The organism is Nonomuraea sp. NEAU-A123, from assembly GCF_018603905.1.
In the GTDB taxonomy this organism is placed as follows: domain Bacteria; phylum Actinomycetota; class Actinomycetes; order Streptosporangiales; family Streptosporangiaceae; genus Nonomuraea.
The window spans coordinates 41,625-67,833 of record NZ_JAHFZZ010000029.1 but is presented as its reverse complement, the minus strand read 5'-3'; the positions used below and the strand labels follow the sequence as shown (position 1 = coordinate 67,833).

The 26,209-nt window shown below is 71.2% G+C and carries 24 protein-coding genes; 12 read left to right on the top strand and 12 right to left on the bottom strand.

Annotated elements, in window-relative coordinates; translation table 11 throughout:
* Positions 1–18: 18 nt before the first annotated feature.
* Positions 19–1,665 (top strand): ricin-type beta-trefoil lectin domain protein, encoded by a 1,647-nt coding sequence (locus KLK06_RS62765; protein ID WP_214643130.1) that lies wholly within the window; start codon positions 19–21, stop codon positions 1,663–1,665.
* On the opposite strand, the gene KLK06_RS62760 is transcribed toward KLK06_RS62765, so the two are convergent.
* The 6 genes from KLK06_RS62760 to KLK06_RS51130 all read right to left on the bottom strand — a co-directional run bounded on the left by KLK06_RS62760 (position 1,666) and on the right by KLK06_RS51130 (position 10,496).
* Positions 1,666–2,529 (bottom strand): carbohydrate ABC transporter permease, encoded by an 864-nt coding sequence (locus tag KLK06_RS62760; RefSeq protein ID WP_214643129.1) that lies wholly within the window; start codon positions 2,527–2,529, stop codon positions 1,666–1,668.
* Complete coding sequence (locus KLK06_RS51150; protein WP_214643128.1) at positions 2,526–3,404, bottom strand: carbohydrate ABC transporter permease; 879 nt, start codon at positions 3,402–3,404, stop codon at positions 2,526–2,528. The genes KLK06_RS62760 and KLK06_RS51150 overlap by 4 nt, the downstream gene beginning before the upstream one ends.
* 4 nt (positions 3,405–3,408) lie before the next feature.
* Positions 3,409–4,731, bottom strand: a complete 1,323-nt coding sequence (locus KLK06_RS51145) for an ABC transporter substrate-binding protein (protein WP_214643127.1) — start codon at positions 4,729–4,731, stop codon at positions 3,409–3,411.
* Between the two features lie 28 nt (positions 4,732–4,759).
* Positions 4,760–6,853 carry a glycoside hydrolase family 36 protein gene (locus KLK06_RS51140; protein WP_214643126.1) on the bottom strand — a complete coding sequence of 698 codons (2,094 nt, stop codon included), beginning with the start codon at positions 6,851–6,853 and terminating at the stop codon, positions 4,760–4,762.
* A gap of 272 nt (positions 6,854–7,125) precedes the next feature.
* Complete coding sequence (locus KLK06_RS51135; protein WP_214643125.1) at positions 7,126–9,279, bottom strand: CBM35 domain-containing protein; 2,154 nt, start codon at positions 9,277–9,279, stop codon at positions 7,126–7,128.
* Between the two features lie 164 nt (positions 9,280–9,443).
* A complete protein-coding gene (locus KLK06_RS51130) occupies positions 9,444–10,496 on the bottom strand; it encodes a LacI family DNA-binding transcriptional regulator (protein ID WP_214643124.1) in 1,053 nt (350 codons plus the stop codon).
* A 306-nt stretch (positions 10,497–10,802) separates the two neighbouring features.
* Here KLK06_RS51130 and KLK06_RS51125 point away from each other — a divergent pair, with 306 nt between their 5' ends.
* The 4 genes from KLK06_RS51125 to KLK06_RS51110 all read left to right on the top strand — a co-directional run bounded on the left by KLK06_RS51125 (position 10,803) and on the right by KLK06_RS51110 (position 13,312).
* A complete protein-coding gene (locus KLK06_RS51125) occupies positions 10,803–11,114 on the top strand; it encodes an STAS domain-containing protein (protein ID WP_214643123.1) in 312 nt (103 codons plus the stop codon).
* Between the two features lie 73 nt (positions 11,115–11,187).
* A complete protein-coding gene (locus KLK06_RS51120; RefSeq protein ID WP_214643122.1) occupies positions 11,188–11,613 on the top strand; it encodes an ATP-binding protein in 426 nt (141 codons plus the stop codon).
* A gap of 550 nt (positions 11,614–12,163) precedes the next feature.
* Positions 12,164–12,385 (top strand): hypothetical protein, encoded by a 222-nt coding sequence (locus tag KLK06_RS51115; protein WP_374197202.1) that lies wholly within the window; start codon positions 12,164–12,166, stop codon positions 12,383–12,385.
* 78 nt (positions 12,386–12,463) lie between these two features.
* On the top strand, positions 12,464–13,312 hold the full coding sequence (locus tag KLK06_RS51110; RefSeq protein ID WP_214643121.1) for a hypothetical protein: 849 nt from the start codon (positions 12,464–12,466) through the stop codon (positions 13,310–13,312).
* 185 nt (positions 13,313–13,497) lie between these two features.
* On the opposite strand, the gene KLK06_RS51105 is transcribed toward KLK06_RS51110, so the two are convergent.
* Genes KLK06_RS51105 through KLK06_RS51080 form a run of 6 tightly spaced genes read right to left on the bottom strand, consistent with a single transcriptional unit; the run spans position 13,498 to position 19,730 of the window.
* Positions 13,498–14,496 (bottom strand): LLM class F420-dependent oxidoreductase, encoded by a 999-nt coding sequence (locus tag KLK06_RS51105; RefSeq protein WP_214643120.1) that lies wholly within the window; start codon positions 14,494–14,496, stop codon positions 13,498–13,500.
* 14 nt (positions 14,497–14,510) lie between these two features.
* Positions 14,511–16,124 (bottom strand): ABC transporter substrate-binding protein, encoded by a 1,614-nt coding sequence (locus tag KLK06_RS51100; protein ID WP_214643119.1) that lies wholly within the window; start codon positions 16,122–16,124, stop codon positions 14,511–14,513.
* A gap of 24 nt (positions 16,125–16,148) precedes the next feature.
* Entirely contained in the window at positions 16,149–16,907 is a 759-nt protein-coding gene (locus KLK06_RS51095) for an ATP-binding cassette domain-containing protein (RefSeq protein ID WP_214643174.1), read from the bottom strand.
* Positions 16,904–17,902 carry an ABC transporter ATP-binding protein gene (locus KLK06_RS51090; protein ID WP_214643118.1) on the bottom strand — a complete coding sequence of 333 codons (999 nt, stop codon included), beginning with the start codon at positions 17,900–17,902 and terminating at the stop codon, positions 16,904–16,906. Before KLK06_RS51090 ends, KLK06_RS51095 begins: the two co-directional genes overlap by 4 nt.
* A complete protein-coding gene (locus KLK06_RS60925) occupies positions 17,899–18,783 on the bottom strand; it encodes an ABC transporter permease (protein ID WP_214643117.1) in 885 nt (294 codons plus the stop codon). Before KLK06_RS60925 ends, KLK06_RS51090 begins: the two co-directional genes overlap by 4 nt.
* Before the next feature lie 2 nt (positions 18,784–18,785).
* Positions 18,786–19,730 carry an ABC transporter permease gene (locus KLK06_RS51080; RefSeq protein ID WP_214643116.1) on the bottom strand — a complete coding sequence of 315 codons (945 nt, stop codon included), beginning with the start codon at positions 19,728–19,730 and terminating at the stop codon, positions 18,786–18,788.
* 307 nt (positions 19,731–20,037) lie between these two features.
* Here KLK06_RS51080 and KLK06_RS51075 point away from each other — a divergent pair, with 307 nt between their 5' ends.
* The 7 genes from KLK06_RS51075 to KLK06_RS51045 all read left to right on the top strand — a co-directional run bounded on the left by KLK06_RS51075 (position 20,038) and on the right by KLK06_RS51045 (position 26,080).
* Positions 20,038–20,760 (top strand): alpha/beta fold hydrolase, encoded by a 723-nt coding sequence (locus KLK06_RS51075; protein ID WP_214643115.1) that lies wholly within the window; start codon positions 20,038–20,040, stop codon positions 20,758–20,760.
* A gap of 121 nt (positions 20,761–20,881) precedes the next feature.
* The gene (locus KLK06_RS51070; protein WP_308168844.1) at positions 20,882–21,709 is read left to right on the top strand and encodes an IclR family transcriptional regulator C-terminal domain-containing protein; all 828 of its coding nucleotides are present in this window, start codon (positions 20,882–20,884) and stop codon (positions 21,707–21,709) included.
* 45 nt (positions 21,710–21,754) lie between these two features.
* Positions 21,755–22,612 carry an alpha/beta fold hydrolase gene (locus KLK06_RS51065; protein ID WP_214643113.1) on the top strand — a complete coding sequence of 286 codons (858 nt, stop codon included), beginning with the start codon at positions 21,755–21,757 and terminating at the stop codon, positions 22,610–22,612.
* Positions 22,613–22,696: 84 nt separating this feature from the next.
* Entirely contained in the window at positions 22,697–23,536 is an 840-nt protein-coding gene (locus KLK06_RS51060; protein WP_214643112.1) for a sugar phosphate isomerase/epimerase, read from the top strand.
* Positions 23,533–24,120, top strand: a complete 588-nt coding sequence (locus KLK06_RS51055; RefSeq protein WP_214643111.1) for a nuclear transport factor 2 family protein — start codon at positions 23,533–23,535, stop codon at positions 24,118–24,120. Before KLK06_RS51060 ends, KLK06_RS51055 begins: the two co-directional genes overlap by 4 nt.
* Positions 24,117–25,214, top strand: a complete 1,098-nt coding sequence (locus tag KLK06_RS51050; RefSeq protein ID WP_214643110.1) for a maleylacetate reductase — start codon at positions 24,117–24,119, stop codon at positions 25,212–25,214. The genes KLK06_RS51055 and KLK06_RS51050 overlap by 4 nt, the downstream gene beginning before the upstream one ends.
* A complete protein-coding gene (locus KLK06_RS51045; protein WP_214643109.1) occupies positions 25,211–26,080 on the top strand; it encodes a dioxygenase in 870 nt (289 codons plus the stop codon). The genes KLK06_RS51050 and KLK06_RS51045 overlap by 4 nt, the downstream gene beginning before the upstream one ends.
* Positions 26,081–26,209 lie beyond the last annotated feature (129 nt).

Genomic DNA, 26,209 nt, shown 5'->3' with positions numbered 1-26,209 from the left:
CCCACCCCAGGAGACACCGTGCGCATAGCACCCCCCAGGCGTCCGTTACCGCTGGTGATGGCGCTCGCCCTGATCGCCGGGCTGCTCGTCGCCCTGGCCGGTCCCGCCTCGGCCGCCCCGGCCGGACAGGTGCTCTACTCGCCCAACCTGACCACCTATCCGCAGGGTGACGCCAGCTACCCGAGGGCCGTCCGGCTCGACTACGACGGCTCGCCGAACGAGACCATGCTGGCCACGTTCGCCCGCAACAACCACAACGCGCCCAACGCGTTCCCGGTCTACCGCAGCACCGACGGCGGCCGCACCTGGACCGCCAACCCCATCTCCACGATCACCTCGCACACCGCCGGCTGGGACCTGGGCGCCCCGGTCCTGTACGAGGTGCCGCGCACCGCGAACGGGCTGAACCAGGGCGACCTGCTGGCGGCGGGCACGGCCTGGCACGTCGGCGACTTCACCGCGCAGAAGGTCGAGGTGTTCAAGAGCACCGACCACGGCGTGACCTGGACGTACCTGTCCAACTGCACGCAGAGCAGCGGCCAGCCCAACACGGTCGGGCACGGCACCTGGGAGCCGTGGTTCCTGCTCGCCCCGAACAACACGCTGGCCTGCTTCATCTCCGACGAGCGGCCCGCCGGCACCCCGACCAACAACCAGGTCATCGGCCACTACACCTCCACCAATGGCGGCCAGACCTGGAGCCCCACCCTCACCCAGGACGTGGCCTACCCGGCCGACAACCTGGCCCGGCCCGGCATGTCCATCCTCACGGCGCTGCCGAACGGCACGTTCCTGATGGCGTACGAGCTGTGCCGCGACGCCACCGACCCCGACCACGCCTGCGAGGTGTACACCAAGACCAGCCCGGACGGCCTCAACTGGAGCGCGGCCGGGACCATCGTCCGCACCTCCGACAGCCGGGAGCTGCTGCACACTCCCTACGTCGCCTGGCTGCCCGGCGGCGGCCCCAACGGCACGCTGCTGATGTCCGGCCAGCGCGTGGTCGCCGGTCCCACCGGGAACAAGACCGTGAACGGGGAGTCGGGCCAGGTCGTGTTCGCCAACACCAACCTGGGCACCGGAGCGTGGACCGAGATCGAGGCCCCGGTCAACATCAGCCCCACCGGCGGATACGCCGCCGGGGCGCCGGCCTGCCCCGGCTACAGCTCCCCGATCGTGCCCTCCGCCGACGGCACGAGCTTCCTCTACCTGGCCGGAACCCTGCTCACCGGCAACCAGTGCCAGGTCCGCTACGGCATCGGCACGCTGGGCGGCCCGGTCGGCCAGATCACCGGCCCGGCCACGGCCGGCAAGTGCCTGGACGTCAACACCAACACGAACACCAACGGCAACGCCGTCCAGCTCTGGGACTGTGGCACCGCCACCGGCCAGCGCTGGTCCATGCACCCGAACGGCACTGTCCGGGCGTTCGGCAAGTGCCTCGACATCGACGCCAACGCCACCGCGAACTTCAGCAAGGTCCAGCTGTGGCAGTGCAACACCGCGGGCGGCCAGCAGTGGCGCCGCCAGGCCAACGGCTCACTGCTGAACCCGCAGTCGGGCCGCTGCCTCGACGCCCCCCAAGGCGCCACGGCCAACGGCACCCGCCTGCAGATCTATGACTGCAACGGCCTCGACCCGCAGAAGTGGAACGTCCCCCAATGATCACTTCACCGCGCCCCCGGTGATCCCGGAGATGATCTTGCGCTGCGCCACGGCGAAGACGACCAGCAGCGGCAGGCTCATCAGGATGATGTAAGCGAAGATCAAGTGCCAGTTGTTGAGGTAGAGCCCGGCGTTGGCCACCTGGAAGAGGTTCAGGGGCAAGGTGTCCATCCGTCCGCCGATGACGAAGAACGCGTAGAAGACGTCGTTCCACACGTACAGGCAGATGAGGATCGTGGCGGTGGCCAGCACCGGGCGCAACATCGGCAGGATGACCGAGACGAAGACCCGCACCGGGCCCGCGCCGTCCATGCGCGCGGCCTCCTCGATCGACAGCGGCACCGTGCGGACGAAGCCGGTGACGAAGAAGACGACGGTCGACAGGTAGATGCCGACGTACACGCCGATCATACCGGTGAGGGTCCCGGCCAGGCCGAGCTGGCGCAGCAGCAGCACGATCGTCACCACGGCGGGTGGCAGCACGATGCCGCTGATGGCCAGCGCGTACAGGACGGCGGTGAGCCGGCCGGCCCGGCGGGCCAGGATCCACGCCGCCATGGAGCCGAACGTCAGCACCAGGGCGACGGCCGGGACCACGATCAGCACGCTGCCGAGGAAGGCGGCCGGGATGTCGCCCTGGGTCCACACCTGGGCGAGGTTCTCCCAGAGCAGCCAGCGCGACGGCAGCGACAGGTCCGGCGAGAGCGCCTCGGCCTGTGACTTGGCCGCCGTCGAGACGATCAGCCACAGCGGCACGCCCATGACGGTGACGACGAGCGCGACGACGGCGAAGGGCCGCAGCCGCGCCGCCAGGCCGCTCGCCCGGGGCGGCCGGACCCGGACGCCGTACGCGGGGATGGTCACAGGATCTCCTCTCGCTTGCGCAGGGTCCGGATGACGGGGAAGGCCAGCAGCCCGACCAGCAGGAACAGCACCAGGCTCATGGTCGTGGCCTGCGCGAACAGGCCCTGGCCGAAGGTGCGGTAGATGAAGATGTTGAGGATCTCGGTGCTGCGCGCCGGCCCGCCCCCGGTGGTGGCCTGGACGATGTCGAAGCCGTTCATCGAGCCGAGCAGCGCGGTGGCGACGTTGAAGGTCACCGCGGGCGCGAGCAGCGGGAAGCGGATCGACCAGAACGCCTGCCAGGGCGAGGCGCCGTCCATCCTGGCCGCCTCAGTGATGTCCTCCGGCACGGTCTTCAGCCCGGCCAAGTAGATGAGCATGGACAGCCCCATCCATTTCCAGGCGTGGATGACCGAGACCACGACCAGCGTCCAGGTGGTGTCGCCGAGCCAGGCGATGCTGACCGGGTGGCCGAGCAGACCGCCGAGCAGGCCGTTCAGGCTGCCGTTGGGTTTCAGCAGCGCCTGGAAGACGTAGCCGACCGCCAGAGCCGACATCAGCACCGGGATGAGGAAGAACAGCCGCGCGACCCGGTTCAGCCAGGTGTCGCGCTCCAGCAGCACGGCCAGGCCGAACCCGAAGAGGTTCTGGAACAGCGCCACCAGGACGGCGTACACGACCGTGATGCGCAGCGCGGCGAACAGCGTGCCGTCCGACAGCAGGTCGGTGAAGTTGTCCAGCCCCACCGGGCGGATCTCGCTCTTGAAGCTGGACCAGTCGGTGAAGGCGTAGATGAAGTTGAACAGGGTCGGCAGGAAGAAGAAGACGAACAGGATCGCGAAGGCCGGGCCGAGGAACCACATGGGATGCGTGCGGCGCGCGCTGGTGTCGGTCATGTGGTCAGAACCCGGAGGCTCCAGCAGCCTTCGCGAGCTGGGCGAACTGCTTCTGGGTCGCGGCGGCCACCTGCTCGGGCGTCAGGCTGCCGGTGATCATGTCGGCCAGGTTGAGGTACAGGTCGGGGTTGGCCACGGCGAGCGCCTGCATCGACCCGACCGCGTCACCGAGCGACTTGTGCACGTCGAGCAGCGCCTGCGGCACTCCGGCCGGGCTGGGCACGTCGGCGCGCAGCGAGACGGTCTTCCGGTCGGCGATGAAGCTCTGGTAGCCGGGGCCCATCCAGTACGACAGCAGTTGGCGGGCCGCCGCCTCGCGCTTGGCGTCGCCGGTCCTGAAGGCCACCAGCGCGTTGCTCTGGTCGGGGATGAACGTGCCGACGTTGCCGGACGGCGAGATGGGGAAGAAGCCGATCTTCTTGTCCAGCGTCGCGGTGTCGGCCTTGGCCTGGAGCTGGCCGAAGAACGAGTTCACCTGGACGGCCATCGCCGCCTTCCCGGCCAGCAGCGCCGCGCCCTGGTCCTCGAACGTCGCCGTCTTGATGTCGGAGTTGAACAGGCCCTCGCCGATCAGCGCCTTGTACTTCTTGATCGCGTCCAGGATGGTCTTGTCGGCGAAGGTCTCCTTGCCGGTGTTGACCCGGTCCCACAGGCCGTCGCGGGCGGCGTCGGCGAGCTGCACCTGCACCCACCACTGGGTGGCCCACTTGTCGCCGGCCATCTCGAAGAACGGGGTGACGCCCTTGCCCTTGAGCTTGCGGGCCGTCGCCACCATCTCGTCGAAGTTCTTGGGCGGCGCGGTGACGCCGTTGGCGGCGAAGACCTCCTTGTTGTAGTAGACGCCTTCGACGGCCGGGCTGGTGATGAGGGCGGCATAGCGGGTCTTGTCCAGCAGGCCGGTGATGTCGCGCAGCTCGGGCGTCATCGAGGCGAGCCAGGGGGCGCCGTCCAGCGGCTGCAGGTTGGTCCTGGCGTTCAGCGCGGTGAGCATGGACGCGGTCGGCTGCCAGAAGGCCAGGTCGGGCTTGTCGCCGGTGGCCACCTTGGTCTGCACGCCCTGCTCGTACGGGTCCGGGATGGTGACGACGTCCACCTTGGCGCCGGTGGCCTTCGTGAAGGCGTCGATGACCTGCTTGGGCACGGTGTTGCTGTTCTGCGCGGCCCAGATGGTGAGCGCGGTGCCGTCGAGCCGCGCGGTGGGCGCGGCCCAGGCGGCGGGCTGCCCGCTCCCGGCCGGGGTGGCGGCGGGTCCGGAGGCCGGGTCGCTGCAGGCGGTGAGGGCCAGGAACGCGGTGGCGGCCGCGGCCGTGATCGCGGTGAGTTTCACGGTGTGCTTCCTTTATTCATCGGGGGGTTCACAGGGAGCGGAGCTTCAGGATTCGGGCGGTCGGACCGGTGATGGCGCTGGTCACGGTCAGCTCGGCGGTCAGCGGGTCCCAGGAGTGTCCCCAGCCTTCCGCGTACCCCGGGTAGACGGTCTCGATCTGCAGGCGGCGCCCGGCCAGGTGCGGCAGGGACAGGACCGCGGTCTCGGCGGCGCCGGGGCGGCGCCACAGCCCGAGATGGGTGGTGTCCCCGGCGCGCAGGCCGAGGGTGAGCCAGTGGTCGTCCCAGCCGGGCAGGCCGAGCGGCCAGCACGGGACCGCGCGTACCAGGTCGGCGCGCAGGTCACGGTGCGCGCTCACGCCCGCCCGCACCAGGTCGAGCTGGGTGGCGCTCATGGCGTGCAGGTTGCCGGACAGGTAGAGCCGCCCCAGCACGCCGGTGCACATGGTGAAGACGAGCTCCTCGTCCGTCATCTCCGGTTGCGGGTAGGCCCAGCTCGCGGCCTGTTCCGGCAGCATGGACAGCGGCGCGGCCACGGCAATCGGCGGGTAGCGGAGGAAGTCCTGCTGGTCGCTGGTCGACTGCAGGTTCAGCCGCGACAGCAGCGCGTAGTCCATGCGCATCGCGCCCGAGGCGCAGTTCTCCAGGACGAGCCCGGGGTGCCGATCCAGGACGCCGTCCAGCCAGGCGAGGTGGGCCCGGTTACAGGCCAGCAGCCCGGCGCCCGCGCTGTCGGCGTCCAGGTCGGTGCCGACGCCCGGGTTGATGTTGTAGTCGAGCTTGAAGTAGCCGACGCCGAGCTCCTCCACCAGCCGGTCCACCACCTGGTCCAGGTGCGCGACGGCCGCGGGATGGCGCAGGTCCAGGTGATGGCGACCGTGCTCGGTCAGGCGATGGCCGCCGCGCTGGAGGAACGCCTCCGGGGGCAGTTTGTCCGCCATCGGGCTGCGTACGCCGATCACCTCGGGCTCCAGCCACAGCCCCGGTGTCATGCCGTGCTCCCTGATGCGGCCGAGCACCTCCTGGATGCCGCCGGGGAAGCGGGTCCGGGACGGCTCCCACTCGCCGACGCTGTCCCACCAGGCTCCGTCGTCGTCGTACCAGCCGGCGTCGATGCAGAAGATCTCGGCCCCGGCCGCGGCGGCGGCGTCCACCAGCGGCAGCAGCTTGGCCGTCGTCGGGTCGCCCATCAGGGTGTTCATGTAGTCGTTGAAGACGACCGGCAGCGCCGACCTGTCGGGGTGCGGGCGCAGCAGCGCGCGCCGGTGCGCGGTGAGCGCGGCGACGGCGTCCTCCAGGCCGTCGGCGGAGACCGCGACCGAGACCGGCACGGTGGTGAAGGACTCCCCCGCCGCCAGGGTCTGGCTCCACTGGTGGTCGGCGTCGGTGGGGCCGGTGGCCACGACGTACACGCCGTCCAGCCGCTCGCCGGTCTCCCACCCCCAGGCGCCGTTGTGCTCGATCTGCCACAGCCAGGTCTGGCCGGTACGCCGGTCGGCCAGACCGCCCATCGGCACGTGCCGCCCGCTGGACCAGGTGCCGGAGCTGCTCAGCGCGAACCGGCCGCGCCCGTGCTGGCCGTGCGCGGCCAGGTTGAGGTCGGCGATGTGGTCGCGGAGCGGCCGCCTGCTCCACCGGCTCTCGCCCAGCCACTCGCTGTCGGCGGACAGGACGTCCAGCTCGCTCACGGGGTGGCCGAGGAACCCGGCGGCGAAGGAGGACACGGCGAGCAGCAGCACCGGGTCCGTGCCCTCGTTGGTCACCCGTACCTGGATCTGACAGGCGGCGACCCCTTCGAACGAGCGCAGCGTCATCTCGGCCGCCAGCCCCGACACCTCGTCGCGCAGCGCGATCCGCAGCGTGTGCCAGTCGCCGTCGCGGCCCTGCTCGGCACCTGTGTACCGCAACCGGCAGCCGACGGCCGTCTCCGACAGGCGCGGCGACGCCTTGGCCCGGCCCTCGCCGGGGATCAGCACCTCGACCAGCGGCTGCGACAATCGGCGCGGCTCCTCGCCGGGCGGCCCCAGCCGTTGCAGGGCCACCGGCCGGTCCGGGTGGATCTCCACCACCGCCGCCAGGGCGTCATGTCCCCAGCGCAGGGTCTTGACCACGTCAACAGGCATCAAGAAATCTCCTTCGGTTGTGCGGGTGTCCGCAGGCGCGCACACTGGTCCGCCGCGATAAGCGGGGATCTTCAAGGGGCCGGGAGATCCGGTCCGAGGGGTCGGGGGTCCGGTCCCGGAGGTCCGCTCTCAGGGAGTCCGGTCCCAGGGAGTCCGGCGGGTCAGGGAGTCGGGGGTCCGGGCGGGTCGGGCGGGTCCGGTGGTCCGGCGGGTCGGGTCGGTGAGGTCGGCGGTGCCCGCCCGCGTCGCTTCGGGCGCGGGCGGGACAAAGGTCAGCCGAGTGCCGCGGCGATCTGGATGCGGTCGACGTCGGGGCCGTACGCGGTGGCGTTGCCGAACTCGATCGTGTTGGCGCCGGCCCTGAGGTCGGCGGTCATCACGGTGGTGCGGAAGTTCGACCAGCCCAGCGTGTTGCGGAAGTAGACCCGGGTGGCCGCGCCGCCGTTGACGCTGACGTCGGCGTAGCGGTCCACGATGTTGGAGTTGTAGTTGGTCGCGCCCTCGCCCAGCTCCCCGTTGGCGTACGTGATCACCACGCGGTAGCGCCCGGCGGCCGGGGCGTTGACGCCGGTGAACCGTAAAATGTTGGCGGCGCCCTTGCCGATGTAGCCGACGTACGAGCCGCCGGACGCGGCGCTGTTGGCGCCGACCGCGGCCGTGCCGCCCCGGACGTTGGCGCCGCTCTCGGCCTCGTAGGCGGTGATGGTGCCGGTGGTGGCCGTCACGTCCAGGTAGTCGAGGTTGACGGCGTCACGGTCGTCGGTGGTGAAGGCGTGCACGCCGATCCGGTTGACGCCGGCCTGCAGGAACACCTTGGTCGTCACCGTGTTCCAGGTGTTCCAGTCGGCGGTGCCCGGCAGGGTGAGGTCGGTCAGCGCGGTGCCGTTGAGCATCAGGCGGGCGGCCCGGGTCTGCGGCGCCCCGGTGTACGGGCCCGCCGAATAACGCAGGCCCAGGTTGTAGTAGCCGTCGCCGGGCGCGGTCACCACGAACGTGGTCGCGGCGGTGTTGCTGGCGCCGTACCCCTCGGAGAAGGAGGTGCCGGAGTAGCCGGTGTTGGGGCCGAAGGTGACGCGGGCGGTGCCGCCGAGCGCCGCGTACTCGGCCTGGTAGCGGGTGGCCGGGCCGGCGGGCGTCAGGTCGGTGTTCGGGGTGACGATGAGCTGGTACGCGGCGGCGCCGTTCAGGCCGGTGAGCGGGACGGTGATCTGGCCGCCCGAGACGGTGTAGTCGCCCTCGTGGATCAGGGCTGGCCCCGGGGAGGCGTTGAGGCCGGTGCTGTTCACCCCCCACACCGTCACGTGGACCGAGCTGCCGAGGTAGGAGGCCGAGCCCATGCCCTTGACCACGACGTCGGCGGAGTAGGTGTCGGTCACGTTGAGGGAGCCGCCGAAGATGACCCGGGCCTGCTTCCTGGCCGGGTCCAGGGCGGCCAGCCCTTGGAGGGAGCCGTTCTTGGTGGGCGGGGTGACGGTGACCGTGTGGCCGGTCAGCTCGCCGTACCACTTGTAGAGCCACCAGCCGCCGGTCGCCTGGCTGTTCCTGGTGACCAGGTCGTTGAGGGCTCCGGCCGTGGTCCAGTAGGCCAGGCAGGCGTCCACCTTGCTGTTCTCGAACCGGGTCACGTACTGGACCAGGTTGCCGGGCACGCCGAGGTCGCCGGAGAAGCGGGCGTACTCGTTGATCGCGATGGGCCGGGGGCTGATGCCGAGGCTCGTCTCGATGGCCCGGTAGTCGGCGTGGTGGTCGTACCAGCCGGTAAAGAAGTCGTTGCCCAGCTCGTGCCAGGTGGTGACGTCGGGCAGCACGTTGTTGGCCCTGGCGTAGGTGAAGAACGTGCGGTAGTCGGCCGCGCGGTAGGAGGCGAAGTTCGGGCCCGCGATCCGCGCGGCGGGGTCGATCGAGCGGATCTTCTGGTAGACGCGCTTCCAGGCGTCGAGCAGGCCGTTGAGGTTGCCCTGGTACCAGATCTGGTCGGGCTCGTTGAAGGGGACGTACACGTACGACGTCCGGTAGGGGTCCGCGACGATCTTGCGGGTCATCGTGTCGACCTTGGCCAGGTAGTCGTCGATGCCCAGGTTCTCGTACGGCCACTCGCGGTAGATGTCCTGCATGTAGACCTGGATGTCACGGCCGCCGGCGCGCTTGAACATGGGCGCGATCTGGAGCGCGTCGCCGTTGGGGTGCTGGAGGCCGTCGGGCGCCTTCTGCGCGGTGACCTGGGGCTTGAGGGCCGCCAGCATGGTGTCGGTGGGGATCCCGTCGTTTCCCAGGCCGTACAGGAAGCCGGTCGCGCCGTACTTCAGCGGGCCGGTGTCCGAGGCGAGGTCGACGACGAGGGCAGGGGACGCCGCCTGCGCGGGGACGGCGGCGCAGAGCAGCGTGGAGACGATGGTCGTGACACCCAGGAGCCGGAGCGATGTCAACGGGAGTACCTCCTGCCGGGAGAGGGGCGGTCATGTGACCGGTCACATGGAGTGTGAGCGCTCACATGCCAAGAGCGGAAGGGTCCTTTGCCGGATTGTTACGTGCGGATTTCAGACCCGGTCTCGAGCGGGCACGCGAAGGCGCGGTGACACGGGCGCGGTCCTCAGGGCGTGCGGCGCGGAGGGGCGGTCGACTCGCGCACAATGAGGCGGGGCGGGGTCAACTCGGTGTCCGGTTGCGGTTGCCCGGTCAGCTCGGCCACCGCCGCCAGGAAGCACGCCCGGCCCAGTCCGACGAAGTCCATCCGCACGGTGGTCAGCGCGGGGATCCAGAACGCCGAGCCCGGGATGTCGTCGAACCCGACGATGCTCACGTCACCAGGCACGTCCCGGCCCGCGTCGTAGAGAGCGCGGCGCACCCCCTGAGCGATGTCGTCGTTGCCGCACAGCACCGCCGTGACGTCCGGGTCGCCGGCCAGCCGCTGCCCGGCCAGGTAGGCGGCGCGGATGTCCCAGCCGGAGCCGATCACCTCGGGGATCTCGGCGCCCGCCCGCGACAGCGCGTCGCACCAGCCGGCCTGCCTGCCGCTGGAGCGCCCTTCGGACGGGATCGCCACGTGGTGCACGGTCCGGTGGCCCAGAGCCAGCAGGTGCTCGGTGGCGTCGGCGGCGGCCCTCCGCTCGTCCAGCGCGATCGTGACCCTGCCCGTGTCGGGCGCCACCGGCTCGGTCGCGGCGATCGCCGGTATGTCCGGCGGCAGCGCCCCCAGCACCGCGGTGCCCGCCGGGTCGAACGCGATGATGATCAGGCCGCCCGCGCTCGGGTCGCTCACGTAGTCGACGGTCTGCTTGACCTCGGCGAGCGAGTCCGACTCCACGACCCTGACCCCGACGGCCAGACCCTCGGTCCGCGCGGCCTCCTCGATGCCCTGCAGCGTGGACGCGTAGCCGTACAGCATGGTGTTGGCGGTCACCACGGTGATGCCGGGAGCGCGCCCGAGACCGAGCGCCCGCGCGGCCCGGTTGGGGCGGAAGCCCAGCGTCTCGATGGCCGCGAGCACCGCGGCCCTGGTGTCGGGACGCACCCGGGGCGAGTCGTTGAGCACCCGCGAAACGGTCTGGTACGAGACGCCCGCCGCGGCCGCGACGTCGCGGATGCTGGGCACGGCCCCTCTGCGGGCGCCGGAGCGCGGCTCACGCCGGGGGCTGAAACTCACGATCACATGGTAAGCCGCCCCGAACCACGACCCCGCCGGACTCGACCGCCCGCGGATCGTCTGCCAGACGGACCCACGGCCCGACCGCGCACGAATCGGCGGCCGGATGGATCGCCGTTCTGCTCGGCTCAGGCGCGTGAACAGGCTGCTGAGAACGGTCGGGTGGGTGGCGTGGCGGGCGAGCCGGTGATAAATACCCGTATATACCGGGACAATGGTTCGTGCGAGCAGCCGGCCATACCCGACCGGCGGGCCGGAGTGCGTCACGGGGCGAGCCCGCCGTGCTCGGCAGAGGAAGGAATGCGTATGGAAGTGGTGTCGGTAGGCACCGTAACCGACGGCCTGCTGGAGGTGGTGCTGCGGGGCGATATCGACTTCACCAACGCGGCCTGGGTACGGAAGACCGTATCCGCCGCCGTGATCGACCAGCATCCTTCCGTGGTGCGGATCGAGATGGGCGAGGTGGCCTTCCTCGACTCCTCCGGGATCGGCGTGCTCGTGGATGCGATGAAGGCGTCCGCCGAGGTCGACGCGTCCTTCAGCGTGGGGCATCCCACTCCCCGGGTCTTCGACCAGCTGCGCATAACCGGGCTGCTCACCGCGTTCGGCCTGGGCTGAGGACGGCTGGGTGCCCTCATGGCCTCTGCCTCGCGGCGCCTGCCCGCCCGCGCCGCTCGGCGGGAAGGCGCCGATGAGTGAGCCCGGCGAAACCCTCGGCCTGGAGTACGACTTCGACTTCGACACGCTTGTCGCGGCGCGGCGGCTGGTGGAGCGGTACGCCGAGCGCCACGGTCTCACCGAGGCGGACCTTTACCGGTTCGTGGTCGCGGTCAACGAGATCACCACCAACGCCGTGCGCCATGGCGGCGGGGGCGGGCGGCTGAGCCTGTGGCAGGCCGACGGCCGGCTCTACTGCCGGGTCACCGACAACGGGCCCGGCCTGCCGTGGCCGGACGAGCCCGGCCACCGTCCCGTGCCACCCGGCAGCAGCAGTGGCCGGGGCCTGTGGCTGGCCCGGCAGTGGGTCAACCGCCTGACCATCGAGAGCGACGCCGAGGGCACCAGCGTCACCCTGGAGGCCACCACCCCGCAGTCGAAACAGTCGAACGACCCCTGAGCAACCGGCGGCGGCGGCCGCCACCCGGCTTGTGTTGGCGACGGCAATGAAAGCGATGAATGAACTTCAGGAGCACGCGACGTTGTTCTAACAAACAACTGACCACCTCGCCCCCAACAAACCCCTTCTGAAATTTTCATCGGATACGACCCGCGTGGGCGGGTGATCCGGTGGCCTTGACTACCGTCACTTACCCCGCCGCGCAAGCGAACCCATGCCGGTACGGGAACCGCGTTCGACCAAGGCAATGCGTTGAAGCCGGATGAAATCTCACCACACCAGCACCTCGATGAGGCCATGCCCGGAAAGAGGACCTTCGCGATCGGCAGGCACAGGAGAGCTGACACCGGAATTGACAAGCCTCGGCGGCGTCATATTTGCTCGGCGGCATCACCGCTATCCCTCAATGGCGCCCACGAAGGGATGACTCCGTTTAATGTTAGCGCCAACAATTCCGCCTGATATCTCAGGTGCAAGGGGGCGGGAGCGACCGTGCGGCGCCGACTGGCGGCATCGCCATCACCACCTGGGCGCCCCCTAGGAGAGTCTCATGACGGCAGTCACCACCACGGCGCCACGCCGGCGCCGGGTCGGCAGTGCCTACCCGAACAACATTCGGGTAGGCACGGTCAAAGCGCGCGGAGGCGGCCGGGGCGTCTTCTGCGTCTCGGAGAGCGGCGGCGCCACCGATATCAGGTGGAGTCCCTGCAGCGGCAGCAACAACACGATCAGCAACGTGACCCGTGTCAACTCGACGCTGTCCTGGTGCTGACTCAGCCGCGCCCGCGCTCCGCCGTCTGCTGCGGCTGCCGGCGCGGTCCTTTTCACCATTGGGGTGACAGGAGAAACCATGCGTAAGATCCTCTTATCCATCGTCTCTGCCCTGGTGACATCTCTGTCGCTGATCGCCCCGAGCCCCGCCTCGGCCACGGTGATCGGCGCGACCGGGTGCAACGCCCGGGTTGCCAACGCGGCCGCAACCGCCGCCGTGGCAACGACCACCGTCTGGATGGCCGGCGACTCGACCATGGCCAACCCCAGTGCCACCTGCCCCGTGGGCTGGGCCACCGAATTCGACTCGCTGTTCCACAGCAACATCGTGGTCAACAACCTCGCCGTCGCCGGGCGCAGCATCCAGACCTGGCTCTACGAGGGGAACGTGACCTCCACGATCGGCTCGAACGGCGAGTGCGTCCTCAGCTCCACCGCCTACTCGTCCCGATGGCAGCAGATGCTCACCAACATGCAGGCCGGTGACTACTTGTTCATCCAGTTCGGCATCAACGACGGCTCGACGACCTGCCCGCGCCACGTCGGCACCGCGCGGTACCAGGCGCTGATGACGATGATGGCGCAGGCGGCGCAGGCCCGCGGCGCCCACCCGATCCTGCTCACCGCCGTCGCGGCCATCACCTGCTCGGGCAGCACCGCGGTCAAGAACCGCGGCTTCGTCTCCCAGACCACCGCTGCCGGCGCCGCCACCGGCTCACCGGTCATCGACCTGCAGACCCTCAGCGTCGACTACTACAACTCCCTGGGTCTGTGTCCCAACAACGGCGATTACACCTCCGGGCTGGTCGGACAGTTCTTCTGCAACGACCACACCCACTTCGAGGCGTACGGCGCCCGGCGGATCGCCCGGCTGGTCACCGGCGCCCTGCGGACGCAGAACATCCCGCTCGCCGGATCCCTGCTATAACACCTGCCGACACCTGCCGCGCCGGCAGGCGAGCACGGCCGGCCGGCCGCGGTCAACGTATGGGCGATGTCCGCGGCCCTTGCCGCGGACATCGGTCAGCTTGATCTTCCTCGGCCGGCGCAGCGCTTACGTCAACCGCCCGATGGGGAAACCACGCGTGGATCGCTGGGCGGCGTGGTTCCCCTCTAGGCGCCACCCCTCAGGCCGGCCAGCACGTCCAGCAGGTCCGCGCGGCCGGTGAGCAGCTCGGGGGTCGGGGCTACGTACAGCAGGATCGAGGTGATCCCCTCCTGCGCGAAGCGGGCGATCTGCCGGTGGCACTCCGCCGCCGAGCCGTGGATCCACAGGGCGTCCACCAGGTCCTCCGGCAGCGCCCTGCCCGCCGCGTCCCGGTCGCCGGCGTCGAAGCGGGCCCGCGTCTCCTGGAGGCGGTCGCCCCGGCCGAGCCAGTCGTGGAAGGCCCGGTAGGGCGCCTGGTTGAGGATCCAGCCCAGAAAGGCCCGGCCCGCGCTCCTGGCGTAGTCCTCGTCCTCGGTGGGGCAGACGAAGACCTTCACCACGATCTCCTTGCCCGGCGGCCGGGGTCCGGCCGCGTCGAGGACCCGCGTGAGGTCGGATTCGGTCAGCACGTTCGTGATCACCCCGTCCCCCTCGCTGAGCCCGAGCTGGACCATGCGGGGGCGCAGCGCGCCGACCACGACCTTCGGAAGGACGGTGGAGGTTCTCGGCAGCCGGAACCCGCGGACCGTGAAGGTCTCGTACTCCTGGTCGACGGTGTCGCCGCGCAGCGCGGCGCGCAGGAACCGCAGCGTGTCGCGCAGGCGGGTGACCGGCTTGGTGAACGGCACGTCGTTCAAGGCCGAGACGTGGGCGGGCACCGAGGTCCCGATGCCCAGCGTCAGCCGGCCGCCGGCCAGATCGGCCAGGGCGGCGGCCGTCTGGGCGATGACGGCGGGACCGCGGGTGAAAACGGGCACCACGCCGGTGCCCACGCCCAGCCCGGGACTCCAGGCCGCGGCTGCGGCCAGGGGGGTGAAGGCGTCCAGGCCGCCGCCCTCGCCGGTCCATACGTCGCCGTAGCCGAGATCGGGCAGGGCCTCCACCGCCCGGCGGTGGTCGCGGAGCGTGAGGCCGGGCAGCGGCAGGTTCAGGGCCCAGCGGATCTGGTCGTCGATGGCTGTCATGGCTGGTCTTCTCCTCAGTCGCCGATGCGTATGGTGGTCAGGTCGATGAACCAGGACTTCGGCTGGACCACGTCCTTGACTCCGGGGGCGACGGCGCGCGGGTTGCGGTCGCTCACCACGAACAGGTACGGCGCCTCAGCGCTGATGATCTGCTCGGCCTGCTGGAACAGGGTGTTCCGCGCGGCCGGGTCGAGCGTGCGCTCCGCCTTCTCGGTGAGCTGGTCGACCTTCGCGGAGTACCAGTGGCCGGTGTAGACAGGGGTGTCCTTGGCCCAGAACTTCCGCATCAGGGCCTCGGCCTGGTAGGTGACGGTCGAGGCGCACTGTACGTCGGCGCCCAGGGCGGGCTTGCCGGCGTTGAGGTCGGCCAGCAGCGCCGACCACTCCACCTTCTCTATCTTCACGTTGATCCCGACCTTGGCGAGCTGGGCCTGGAGGGCGGTCGCGATGGGCACGGGGATGAGGTTGCCCGAGCCGCCGGTCGGCACGGCCAAGGTCGTGCTGAACCCGCCGGCCAGGCCCGCCTCGGCCAGCAGGCTCTTGGCCTTGGCCGGGTCGTAGGAGTAGGTGTCGTTGGCGGCGACGTACTGCTCCGTCGAGGCGGGGGCGTGCTGGTAGGCCGGATCGCCGGTGCCCTTGAGCAGGTTCTTGGCGATGGACTCGCGGTCGATGGCGTAGTTGGCCGCCTGCCGCACCCGCACGTCGTTCCACGGCTTCTTGGCCTGGTCGAACGTGCAGTACCAGAGGTGGTCGTAGTTGTTGGACAGCAACTGGAAGCCGAGCGACTTCAGCGAGTCGAGGTCGTCGGGGCTGGGGTACTCGATCCAGTTGACCTCGCCCGACCGGAGCGCCGCGGTGCGCGCGCCCGCGTCCGGCATGGGCCGCAGGACCACTTTGTCCAGCTTCGGTGCGCCGCCCCAGTACTTTTTGTTGGCCACCATCGTGAGCTGCTGCCCCGGCTTGAGCGACTCGAAGGTGAAGGGACCCGTGCCCGAGGCGTGCAGGCCGAACTGCTCGTTGCCGTACTTCTTGACCGCGGTGGGGCTGGGAACGGTGAGGAAGGTCAGGTCGGTGAGCAGGTGCCCGCTCGGCTTCTCGGTGGTGACGGTGACCGTGCGGGCGTCCACCTTCGCGTACGAGGTGATGTCGTGGGCCCACAGGGACGCCGCGCCGGCCGCGGTCGGGAGGTAGAAGGGGCTGTCCTTCTTCAGCAGCCGGTCGAAGGCGAACACGACGGCGTCGGCGTCGAACGGGGTGCCGTCGGAGAAGGTGACCCCCTCCCGCAGGTGGAAGGTCCAGGTGCGGCCGTCCTTGCTGGTCTCCCATGAGGTGGCCAGGCCGGGCACGATCGACGGCGTCTTGTCCGCCTGCTTCAGGTCGTAGCGGGTGAGGCCGTCGTAGAGCTGGAAGTTGACGAAACGCTCGCCCTCGAAGCCCTGCGTGAACGCCAGGACGGTGTCGGTGCCGGGGATGTCGGACGCGGTCATGCCGATCACGAGAGTGCCGCCGGAGCCGGAGCCGGAGCCCGACCCGGTGGTGGAGGCGCCGGAGCCGCAGCCGGCGAGGGCGACGACGAGGGCGAAGGGGAGGGCGGCCGGGATCAGGGTGGAACGTCGCCGGAAGGTCATGGGTGTCTCCATACGTGGGGCGGGTCAGGTGATCGAGGGGATGGACGACAGGAGCGTGCGGGTGTAGGGGTGGCGCGGGGCCGACCAGATCTGGTCGGCCCGGCCCTCCTCGACCAGCCGCCCCAGGTACATGACGGCGACGCGGTCGGCGATGTGCTCGACGACCGACAGGTCATGGGAGATGAACAGGAGGGCCACGCCGGTCTCCCGCTGGAGCTCAGCGAGCAGGTTGAGCACCTGGGCCTGGATGCTCTTGTCGAGCGCGGAGACCGCCTCGTCGCAGACGATCAGCTCCGGGTCGGTGGCCAGGGCGCGGGCCAGGGCGACCCGCTGGACCTGGCCGCCGGACATCTCGTGCGGGTAGCGGCCGGCGTCCGCCGGCGACACCCCGACCCGGTTGAGCAGGTAGGCGACGCGAGCCACGATCGCCTGCCTGCGCCAGCCGTGCGCGCGCAGGTTGAAGGCGATGGCGTCGCCGACGCTCATGCGCGGGTTCAGCGAGGTCTGCGGCGACTGCGGGACCACCTGCAGCTTGGCGCGGAGCGCCCGCAACTCCGAGCGCCGCGCGCGTCCCAGGTCCTGCCCCGCGAAGACGACCTGCCCGGCGTCCGGCCGGAGCAGGCGCAGGATCAGCTTCGCGGTGGTGGACTTGCCGCTCCCCGACTCGCCCACCACGCCGAGGGTCTCGCCCGCGTGCAGGGTGAGGCTGACGTCGTCGACGGCGAGGACGCCGTTGGCGAACCTCTTGGTCAGGCCGGTCGCGGCCAGCAGCGGCTCGGTCATCCTGAGCTCCGTTCGGTGGCGGGGGCGCTCGCCCACGGCACGGGGCAGGCGGACGAGCCGCTGTCCGCGACGGGCTCGAGCCGGGGCAGCGCGGCCGAGCAGCCCGCGATGCTGTGGGCGCAGCGCGGCACCAGCGCGCACCTGTCGTCGATCGGGGTCGTGGCCGACGGCGGCAGGCCGGGCAGTGCCAGCAGCTCCCCGCGGGGGATCCCGGGACGGGGCTGCGCGCCGAGCAGGGCCGCGGTGTACGGGTGGGCGGGCCGTTCGATCACCCGCCGGGCGGGGCCTTGCTCCACGACCCGGCCGGCGTACATGACGACCACTGAGGAACCCATCTGCCGGGCGACGCCCACATCGTGGGTGACCAGCAGGATCGCCATGTCCAGGTCGCGCTGGAGCCGGTCGAACAGCTCCAGGATCCTGGCCTGGACCGTCATGTCGAGCGCGGTGGTGGGCTCGTCGGCGATGAGCAGGCGGGGCCCGCAGGCCACGGCCGCGGCGATGGCGACTCGCTGCCGCATGCCGCCGGACAACTCGTGCGGGTAGGAGCGGGCCACGCGGGCGGGGTCGGTGATCCCGGCGTGGGCGAGCAGCTCCTGCACCCGGGCGCGGCGGGCGGCTCGCGACGCCACGACGCGGTGCGCGCGCAGCACCTCGCCGATCTGCGCGCCCACCCGGCGCAGCGGGTCGAGCGAGCCGTTGGGGTCCTGCGGCACCAGGCCCATGTCGCGCCCGCGGAGATCCCGCATGGCGCGCTCGTCGAGGCCGAGGAGGTCGGCGCCGTCGAGCCGGACGGCGCCGCGGATCGTTGCCGGGCCTCCCACCAGCCCCATGATCGCCCGCGCGGTGACGGACTTCCCGCTCCCCGACTCGCCGAGGACGACCGTCGTGCGGCCGGCCTCGACGGTGAGACTGACGCCGCGGACGGCGTGGGCCACCCGCGGGCCGGCGGCGAAGTCCACGGTCAGGTCGTCGATCTCCAGCAGCGCGCTCATACCGTGTACCTCGATCGCACGTCGAAGTGCCGGCGCAGTCCCTCGCCGAGCACGTTGAACGCCACGGACGCGAGGAAGATCGCCACAGCCGGGATCAGGGTGAGGAGCGGCGCGACGAAGATGTGCTGCCGCACGTCGTCCAGCATCGCGCCCCACTCGGCACGCGGCGGCGCGACGCCCAGGCCGAGGAACGACAGCCCGGCGCCGAGCACGATGGACAGCCCCACCAGGGCCGAGCAGTACACGGTCACCGGCGGCACGATGCCGGGCAGCACGTGCCGCAGCGCGATCGTGGGCCAGGTGGCCCCGCTGGCCTGCGCCGCCTGCATGAAGTCCAGCTCGCGCAGCCTGGCCACCTCGGTGACGACCACCCGGGCGACGGCGGGGACGAGGATGACGGACAGGGCGATGATCAGGCTGGTCAGGCCGGCGCCGAGCGAGGCGGCGATGGAGATGGCCAGGAGCACGGCGGGGAAGGCGAAGAGCACGTCGAGGCTGCGCATGACGGCGTTCTCCAGCCCGCGCCCGCCGAGTCCGGCGACGATGCCGAGGACGGTGCCGATGATGCCGGCGACCATGACCGGTAGGAATCCCACGACCAGCGACGGCTGGGTGCCCCACACCAGGCGGCTGAGCAGGTCGCGGCCCTGCCCGTCGGTGCCCAGGAGGTGGCCGGCGGAACCGGGCGGCAGCAGCCGCTGGGCGAGGGAGCCGGTGTCGGGGTCGGGCAGCGGCAGCAGCGGCGCGAGGACCGCCGTCAGGACGAGGGCCAGGGTCATGAGCGCGCCGGCGACCAGGGCCGCCGGAAGCCGGTGCCGTTGGAGCCTGCCTCGTGGAGGGCGAGGGGTGGTGGTGTCGCGGGTGGGTGAGGTGTCGTCCACGGCTATCTCCGTACGCGGGGGTCGATGAGGGCGTGCGCCCCGTCGACCACGATGTTGATGACGACGAACGAGACGGCGATGACCAGGACGCCGCCCTGGATGAGCGGCAGGTCCCGGGAGGCGATGGCGTTGTAGAGGGCCTGGCCGAGCCCCGGCCAGGAGAAGATCGTCTCGACGAAGACCACGCCGCCGACGAGGTAGGCGAGCTGGAGCCCGGCGATCGTGAGCAGCGAGGGCAGGGCGTTGTGCAGCGCGTGCCCGGCGATCGCGGCCCGGCTCAGGCCGCGCGCCCGCATGGCGGTGATGTGGTCGCCGGCCAGCACCTCGGCCAGCGTGGCCTGGAGCATCCGGGCGATGACCCCCATCGGGATCACCGCCACGGCGATCGCGGGCAGGATCAGGTGGCGCAGCAGGTCGGCCGTGCCCCCGCCGTTGATCGGGTCGTGCATGCCGCCGGCGGGCAAGACGGGGAACCCTACGGCGAAGACGACGATCAGCAGCAGGGCGACCGAGTACGGCGGCACCGACATGGCCAGGAAGGACAGGCCGGAGGCGAACCGGCCGGGCCCTGACCGGGAGGTGAACGCGCCGGCGGAGCCCATCGCGACGGCTCCGGTGAACGCGATCAGCGCGCCGGCGAACGCGAGCAGGGCCGTGTTGCCGAAGGCGGGCACGATGAGGTCCAGCACCGGCAGTTGCAGCTGGATGGACGTGCCGAGCCGGCCCTGGGCGAGGTTCCACAGCCAGGTGCCGAACTGGACGGCCACCGGCTGGTCCAGGCCGAGGCTGCTGATCAGCTCGCGGCGTGCCGACTCCGGTGCGAGGGGGCCGAGCAGGCTGGCCACCGGATCGCCCGGCACGAGCTTCGCGGTGACGAAGACGACCAGGGAGACGCCGAACAGCGTCGGCACCGCCAGAAACAGGCGACGGCCCAGGAATCTCAGCATTTTTCCCACTTCGGGACCGCGGCTCGGGAGAGTGCGGCTTCAGGGACCTCGGAATGCAGTTCCACGTCGTTCCTCCTGGGGCGTGACCGGGGTGGTGGAGAAGGGGGGGTCGTCCTTCACTCGGGGCTGTGAAGGAGACCCGTAGTGATCCGTGCGGTATACGCACGATTGTGCGCATGCTACTCAGCGGCCCGGAACCAATGCAATAGGTGCGCCCATATTTGTGCGTATGGCGCACGGCTGTGCGCACTGTTACCATTCGGCTGTCCGTGGCGCCGCCCGGCGCGACGAGGCGAGAGGATTCGATGTGCGTTCGACGACCGAAAAGGCGCTGCCCACGCTGGTGCTCGTCCACGGGGCCTGGCATGGCGCCTGGGCGTGGGACCCCGTGGTCCCCCTGCTGACCGAGGCGGGCCTGAGCGTCAGAGCCGTGCAGCTTTCCGGCCTCGGCCGGGGCCCTGGCCGGCACGACCTCGCGGGTCATGCCGCGTTCCTGCGATCCGAGCTCGCCGCTCTGGACGGCCCCGTGACGCTGTGCGGGCATTCCTACGGCGGAGCGGTGATCACCGAGGCCGCGGCCGGGGCGCCGAACGTGGCGTCGTTGATCTATCTGACGGCGTTCCTGCTGGAGGCCGGCGAGTCGTGCGCCGACGCCAACGCCCTGACGCCGGCGCCCGCCGATCCGGCGCTGGGCCCCACGGCCGAGGGCGACTACCTGCACGTGTCGGAGGCGGCCGCCCGCCACCTGTTCTACGGCGGGTGCTCCCCCGAGCAGGTGGCCGCCGCGACCGGGCGGCTCACGCCCGAGCACATCGGCACCGTCACCGCCCCGGCGACGCGGGCCGCCTGGCACGAGATCCCGTCCACCTACATCGTGTGCGCCCGGGACGTCGCCCTGTCACCGCAGGCGCAGCGTGCCATGGCCGGTCGTGCGACCCGGCGGGCCGAGATCGGCAGCGCCCACTCCCCCATGCTGTCGCACCCTCGGGAGCTCACAGCACTGCTGACCGAAGCGGTGCGGTATGCCTGAGATGATCAATCGTCCGCCGTCGCGACGCCCCATATCCTGGGGGCGCCGCCGCGGTCCTCCGCCGGGGCGGATCGGAACCACCCCATATGAGCGAACAGGGAGTGTGGCAGCGGTGGCGCGAATCGACGTGGACCAAGCCGAGCAGGCTTCGCGAGCTCAGGAGCGGCCACCCTACTTCGTCCAGTCCCTGGAGCGGGGACTCGCCGTCATCAAGGCGTTCGACCACACCCGGCCGCAGCTGACCTCCACCGAGGTCGCCAAGATCACCGGTCTGGACCGGGCCGCCGCGCGGCGCTTCCTGTTGACACTCGTCGACCTGGGGTACGTGATGACGGACGGGCGCCTGTACTCCCTGCGCCCGCGCATCCTCGAGCTCGGCTATGCCTACCTGTCGAGCCTCAGCCTTCCCGATGTGGCCCTGCCGCACATGGAGCAGCTCGTCGGCGAGATCCACGAGACCTGCTCGCTCGGCGTGCTGGACGGCAACGACGTCGTGTTCGTCGCCCGGGTGCCCGTCAAGCGCCTGATGACCATCCCCATCATGGTCGGCAGCAGATTCCCCGCCTACGCGACGTCGATGGGGCGCGTGCTCCTGTCCGGGCAGTCCGGGCAGCGGCTCGACGACTATCTCGCCTCCGTGGAGCTGGCGCCCATCACCGAGCACACGGTGACCGATCCGGACGGGCTCCGGACCATCGTGCGCGAGACCGGGACCCAGGGATGGGCGATCGTCGACCAGGAGATCGACGACGGATCGCGCTCGATCGCGGTGCCGGTCCGCGACGCGGCCGGCCGGGTCCTGGCCGCGCTCAACGTGTCGATGCTGTCCGGCCGCGGAAGCGCCGAAGCCATGAGTGACTTCCTGCCCGCCATGAGGCGAGCGGCAGCCCAGATAGAAGCGGACCTGCGCCACAGCTCCGTCCACCAGGAGTTCGGCCTCATCGGATAGGGGCCTCCTCGGACGGAGAGAGCGCGGGTCCGGAAAGGAATTTCTGTGACCGTCACCTCCCACCGCGCCGAGCTGGACGACGTCGACATCTACTACCGCCGGTGCGGCACGGCGGACCGGCTCGTGATCCTGCTGCACGGCTGGCCCCAGACCAGCCACTGCTGGCGGCACCTCATGCGGCCGCTCGGCGAGCGGTTCACCGTGATCGCCCCCGACCTGCGCGGCTACGGCGCGTCGGGCAAGCCCGGCTCCGGCTACGACAAGCGCACCACGGCCGGGGACATGTCGCGGCTGATCAGGGCGCTCGGCTTCGACAGCGCGCACGTCGTGGGCCACGACCGGGGCGCCCGCGTGGCCCACCGCTGGGCGCTGGACCGGCCCGGTGACATCGACCACCTGGCGCTCCTGGACATCCTGCCGACGCGGGAGGTGATGGGCTCCTTCGACAAGGACTCCGCCGCGGCCATGTGGCACTGGTTCTTCCACCTCCAGCCCGAGCTGCCGGAGCTGCTGATCGCCGGCAACACCGAGGCCTACCTGCGCTTCTTCCTGGAACGGCAGGCCCTGCTGCCGGACGCGGTCGGCGAGGAGGCCGTGGCCGAGTACGTCGCGGCCTTCAGCGACCCGGGCTCCCTGCACGCCTCCCTCGAGGACTACCGGGCCGGGTTCCGGCAGGACCTGGACGCCGACGAGCGGGACCACCACGCCGGCAACCGCCTGACGCGGCCGCTGCTCCTGCTGTGGGGCGCCGACGGGGGGCTCGGGAGCAGTGACGTGACGCGGATCTGGTCCGGTTACGCCGACCGGGTCGCTGGGGCGCCCATCCGCGACTGCAAGCACTTCCTGCCCGAGGAGCAGCCTGAGCAGGTGCTGGAGCACCTCCTCGCGTTCCTGCCCGCCTGACGGGATGGCCGGCTCATTGCACTGGCATCCTTGTGGCGTTTATTATACGCACATGTGTGCACATAGCGCACAGAATGGAGCGACATGACGTCGGGATACGCGATCACGCTCTGCGCCATGACGTTGCGGCGCGCCTCGTTCACCGATCGGCTCCGGGCCGCCGCCGAAGCCGGCTTCGACGCGATCGGGCTCACCCTCGACCAGTACCAGGCCGCCCGTGACGGACGGGACGACGCGTCGCTGCGCCGCCTGCTCGCCGTGCACGGCCTGCACGTCGCCGAGGTGGAGGCGCCGTGGGACTGGGCCGCCGACGGCCCGGACCGAGGCGACGAGGGACGGCTGCTCTTCCACGTCCTGGAGACGTTCGGCTGCGACCAGCTCAACGTCGTCCAGTTCGCCGCGCACCCGCACGAGCGGCTCGTCGGACGGCTGGCCGGGCTGTGCGAGCGGGCCGCCGCCCACGACGTACGGATCGCGCTGGAGTACATGCCGTTCAGCGAGATCCGCACGCTGCCACACGCCTGGCGGCTGGTCCGCGAGTCCCAGGCGCCCAACGCCGGGCTCCTGCTCGACAGCTGGCACCACCGGCGCTCCGGCGGCTCGCCGGCAGACCTCGCCGAGGTCCCGCCGGAGCGGGTGTTCTCGGTGCAGCTCAACGACACGCGGCCCACCGCGCACGACGACCTCCGCTACGAGGCCCGCCACCTGCGCCTGCCGCCGGGAGCCGGAGCGGCCGCCTTCGCGCGGGAGCTGCGCGGTCTCGGCGTGACTGCCCGCATGTCCGCCGAGGTGTGGTCCGACGAGCTCGAACTGCTCCCTCCGGCGCAGGCCGCCCGCCTCGTCCACGACGCCACCGCCGGCGCCCTGGCCGCGGCCGGCTGGCCCCTCCTCCATCAGGACGACCACCACAAGGAGTCAGCGTGAACACCACCGATCAGGCAGAGATCAGGCAGCTCGTCGAGAACTGGGCCGTCTGGCGGGACGCCGGCCACTGGGACCAGTTCGCCACGCTGTGGCATCCCGACGGCGTCATGCAGGCCACCTGGTTCCAGGGCGGCTACCGTGACTTCATCGAGGTCAGCCGCCAGGGGTGGGAGCGCGGGGTGCGCATCTGGCACTTCCTGGGCGGCACCTCGGTGGAGGTGGCAGGTCATCGGGCGATCGGCCAGACGAAGATGACGATCACCCAGCGGGCCGTCGTGGAGGGCGTCGAGTGCGACGTCGTCTGCACCGGGCGGTTCTACGACTTCCTCGAACGGGGCGACGGCTGGAAGCTGGTCCTCCGGCAGCCCGTCTACGAGCGCGACCGCATCGACCCGGTCGACCCCGGGGCGAACCTGCGGCTGGACCAGGACCTGCTGAAGAGCCTGCCCGACGGCTACCGCCACCTGGCGTACCTGCAGACCGGGCTGGGCTACCAGGTGAAGACCGACATGCCGCAGCTCACCGGTGCGGCCGTCGAAGCGCTCTACCAGCGGGGACGCGCCTGGCTGCGCGACGGCCGATGACGGCCGGCCCCGTGACGGAGAGCCCCGCCCCGACCTTCGTCCACGAGCAGGGAGCCTCGCGCGTGGTGTTCGGCCCCGGCGAGGTGAGGCGAGTCGGCGCCGAAGCCGTACGGCTGGGAGCCGAGCGGATCCTGCTGATCTCCGACCGGCGCAACCGCGGGGTCGCTGACACGATCGCGGGCCTGCTCGGCGGGCGCGTGTGCGGCCGCGTCGTCGAGACCGCCACCCACGTTCCGCACCAGCAGGCCGAGGACGCCACCCGGCTGGCCCGCACGCGGGGGGCGGACCTGCTCGTCTGCGTGGGCGGCGGCTCGGCCACCGGGCTCGCCAAGGCCGTCGCGTTGCGCACCCGGACCAGGATCCTCGCCGTGCCGACCACGTACGCGGGCAGCGAGATGACCCCGATCTGGGGGATCACCCGCGACGGCCACAAGCGGACCGGCCGCGACCCCGTGGTCCAGCCCGTCACGGTCGTCTACGATCCGGAGCTCACCTATGAACTGAGCCCGGCGTTCTCCTCCGGGAGCGGCATGAACGCCGTCGCCCACCTCGTGGAGGCCGGCTACGCCCCGCGGGTGTCGCCGGTGACCGCCGCGATCTCCGTGCAAGGCCTGTGCCTGCTGGCCGGCGCGCTGCCGCGGGTGACCACCACGCCGCGGGATCCCGTGGCGCGCGCGGACGCCCTGAAGGGGGCCTGGCTCGCGGGGTGGGCCCTCGGCTCGGCCCCCATGGGCCTGCACCACAAGATCTGCCACGTGCTCGGCGGCGCGTACGGGCTGCCGCACGCCGCCGTCCACTCGGCCGTGTTGCCGTACGTCGCGGCGTACAACCGATCCGCGGCCCCCCAGCCCCTTCGCCGGGTGGCCGAAGCGCTCGGCGGCGACGACGCGGCGGGCGCCCTGTGGGACCTGCGCCACGCCATCGGCGCCCCGGCCGCCCTGGAAGGACTCGGATTCACCGCGTCCGACCTCGACCACGCCGCCGCGCTCGTCGTCGAGGAGCACCCCGTCAACCCGCGGCCGGCCGACGTCGCCGGCGTCCGCGCGATCCTGCTAGCCGCCCTCGACGGGCGGCACCCCACCGAGATCCCGTGAGGAAGAACGTGATGAACCCGGATGCGCAGGCGCGGCATGAACTCACCCGCACGGTGCTCGACCGCCTCGAGGCCACTCCCGACCCTCGGCTGCGCGAGGTGATGAGCTCCCTGGTCCGCCACCTGCACGCGTTCGCCGTCGACGTCGGCCTGCGGGAGGAGGAATGGCTGGCGGGCATCGTGTTCCTCACCGAGACGGGCCGGACCTGCACGCCGACCAGGCAGGAGTTCATCCTGCTGTCCGACACCCTGGGCCTGTCGAGCCTGGTCGACGACCTCGGCCATCCCGCGACCGACGGCGCCACCGAGTCGACGATCCTCGGCCCCTTCTACGTGCCCGGCGCGCCGTTCCGCGAGAGCGGCGCCTCCATCGCGGCCGCCGGCCTCGACGGCGAGCCGCTGCTCGTCACCGGCGAGGTCGCCACGACCGCCGGCCGGCCGATCGCGGGCGCCGTCGTCGACGTCTGGCAGACGGCCCCCAACGGGCTGTACGACGTGCAGGACGACGGCCAGCCGGAGTTCCACCTGCGCGGCCGGTTCCGGACGGACGACGCCGGCCGTTACGACTTCCGGACCGTCCGCCCCGTCAGCTATCCCATCCCGGCCGACGGCCCGGTGGGACGCCTGCTCGCGGCCACCGGCCGCCATCCGTGGCGGGCCGCCCACATCCACCTCATCGTCTCGGCCCCCGGCCACCACACGTTGACCACGACGATCTTCGACGCGGAGGACCCCTACATCGACTCCGACGCCGTCTTCGGCGTGAAGCGGAGCCGCAGGCACGTCTTCCGGCGAAGCCCGGACGGAGGGCTCCACCTCGAGGAGCACATCCGGCTGCGGCCCGAAACCCCTGACAGCACCACATGAAGGAGTGACCACGTGTCCCGATCGCAGCACTTCGACCTGGTCGTCGTCGGCGGCGGCCTCGGCGGTGTGTCAGCCGTCCAGGCCGCCGCCCCCCGCGGGCTGCGCAGCGGGCGGGGGAGCGAGTGCGAC

Excerpts from the sequence above, each read along its gene's own strand:
- KLK06_RS51125 (WP_214643123.1), top strand. The coding sequence starts at position 10,803 with ATGGAAGTGGTGTCGGTAGGCACCGTAACCGACGGCCTGCTGGAGGTG.
- KLK06_RS51140 (WP_214643126.1), bottom strand. The coding sequence starts at position 6,853 with ATGCCTGTTGACGTGGTCAAGACCCTGCGCTGGGGACATGACGCCCTG.
- KLK06_RS51095 (WP_214643174.1), bottom strand. The coding sequence starts at position 16,907 with ATGACCGAGCCGCTGCTGGCCGCGACCGGCCTGACCAAGAGGTTCGCC.
- KLK06_RS51105 (WP_214643120.1), bottom strand. The coding sequence starts at position 14,496 with ATGACAGCCATCGACGACCAGATCCGCTGGGCCCTGAACCTGCCGCTG.
- KLK06_RS51120 (WP_214643122.1), top strand. The coding sequence starts at position 11,188 with ATGAGTGAGCCCGGCGAAACCCTCGGCCTGGAGTACGACTTCGACTTC.
- KLK06_RS51080 (WP_214643116.1), bottom strand. The coding sequence starts at position 19,730 with ATGCTGAGATTCCTGGGCCGTCGCCTGTTTCTGGCGGTGCCGACGCTG.
- KLK06_RS51090 (WP_214643118.1), bottom strand. The coding sequence starts at position 17,902 with ATGAGCGCGCTGCTGGAGATCGACGACCTGACCGTGGACTTCGCCGCC.
- KLK06_RS51115 (WP_374197202.1), top strand. The coding sequence starts at position 12,164 with ATGACGGCAGTCACCACCACGGCGCCACGCCGGCGCCGGGTCGGCAGT.
- KLK06_RS51150 (WP_214643128.1), bottom strand. The coding sequence starts at position 3,404 with ATGACCGACACCAGCGCGCGCCGCACGCATCCCATGTGGTTCCTCGGC.
- KLK06_RS51110 (WP_214643121.1), top strand. The coding sequence starts at position 12,464 with ATGCGTAAGATCCTCTTATCCATCGTCTCTGCCCTGGTGACATCTCTG.
- KLK06_RS51060 (WP_214643112.1), top strand. The coding sequence starts at position 22,697 with ATGACGTCGGGATACGCGATCACGCTCTGCGCCATGACGTTGCGGCGC.
- KLK06_RS51050 (WP_214643110.1), top strand. The coding sequence starts at position 24,117 with ATGACGGCCGGCCCCGTGACGGAGAGCCCCGCCCCGACCTTCGTCCAC.
- KLK06_RS51100 (WP_214643119.1), bottom strand. The coding sequence starts at position 16,124 with ATGACCTTCCGGCGACGTTCCACCCTGATCCCGGCCGCCCTCCCCTTC.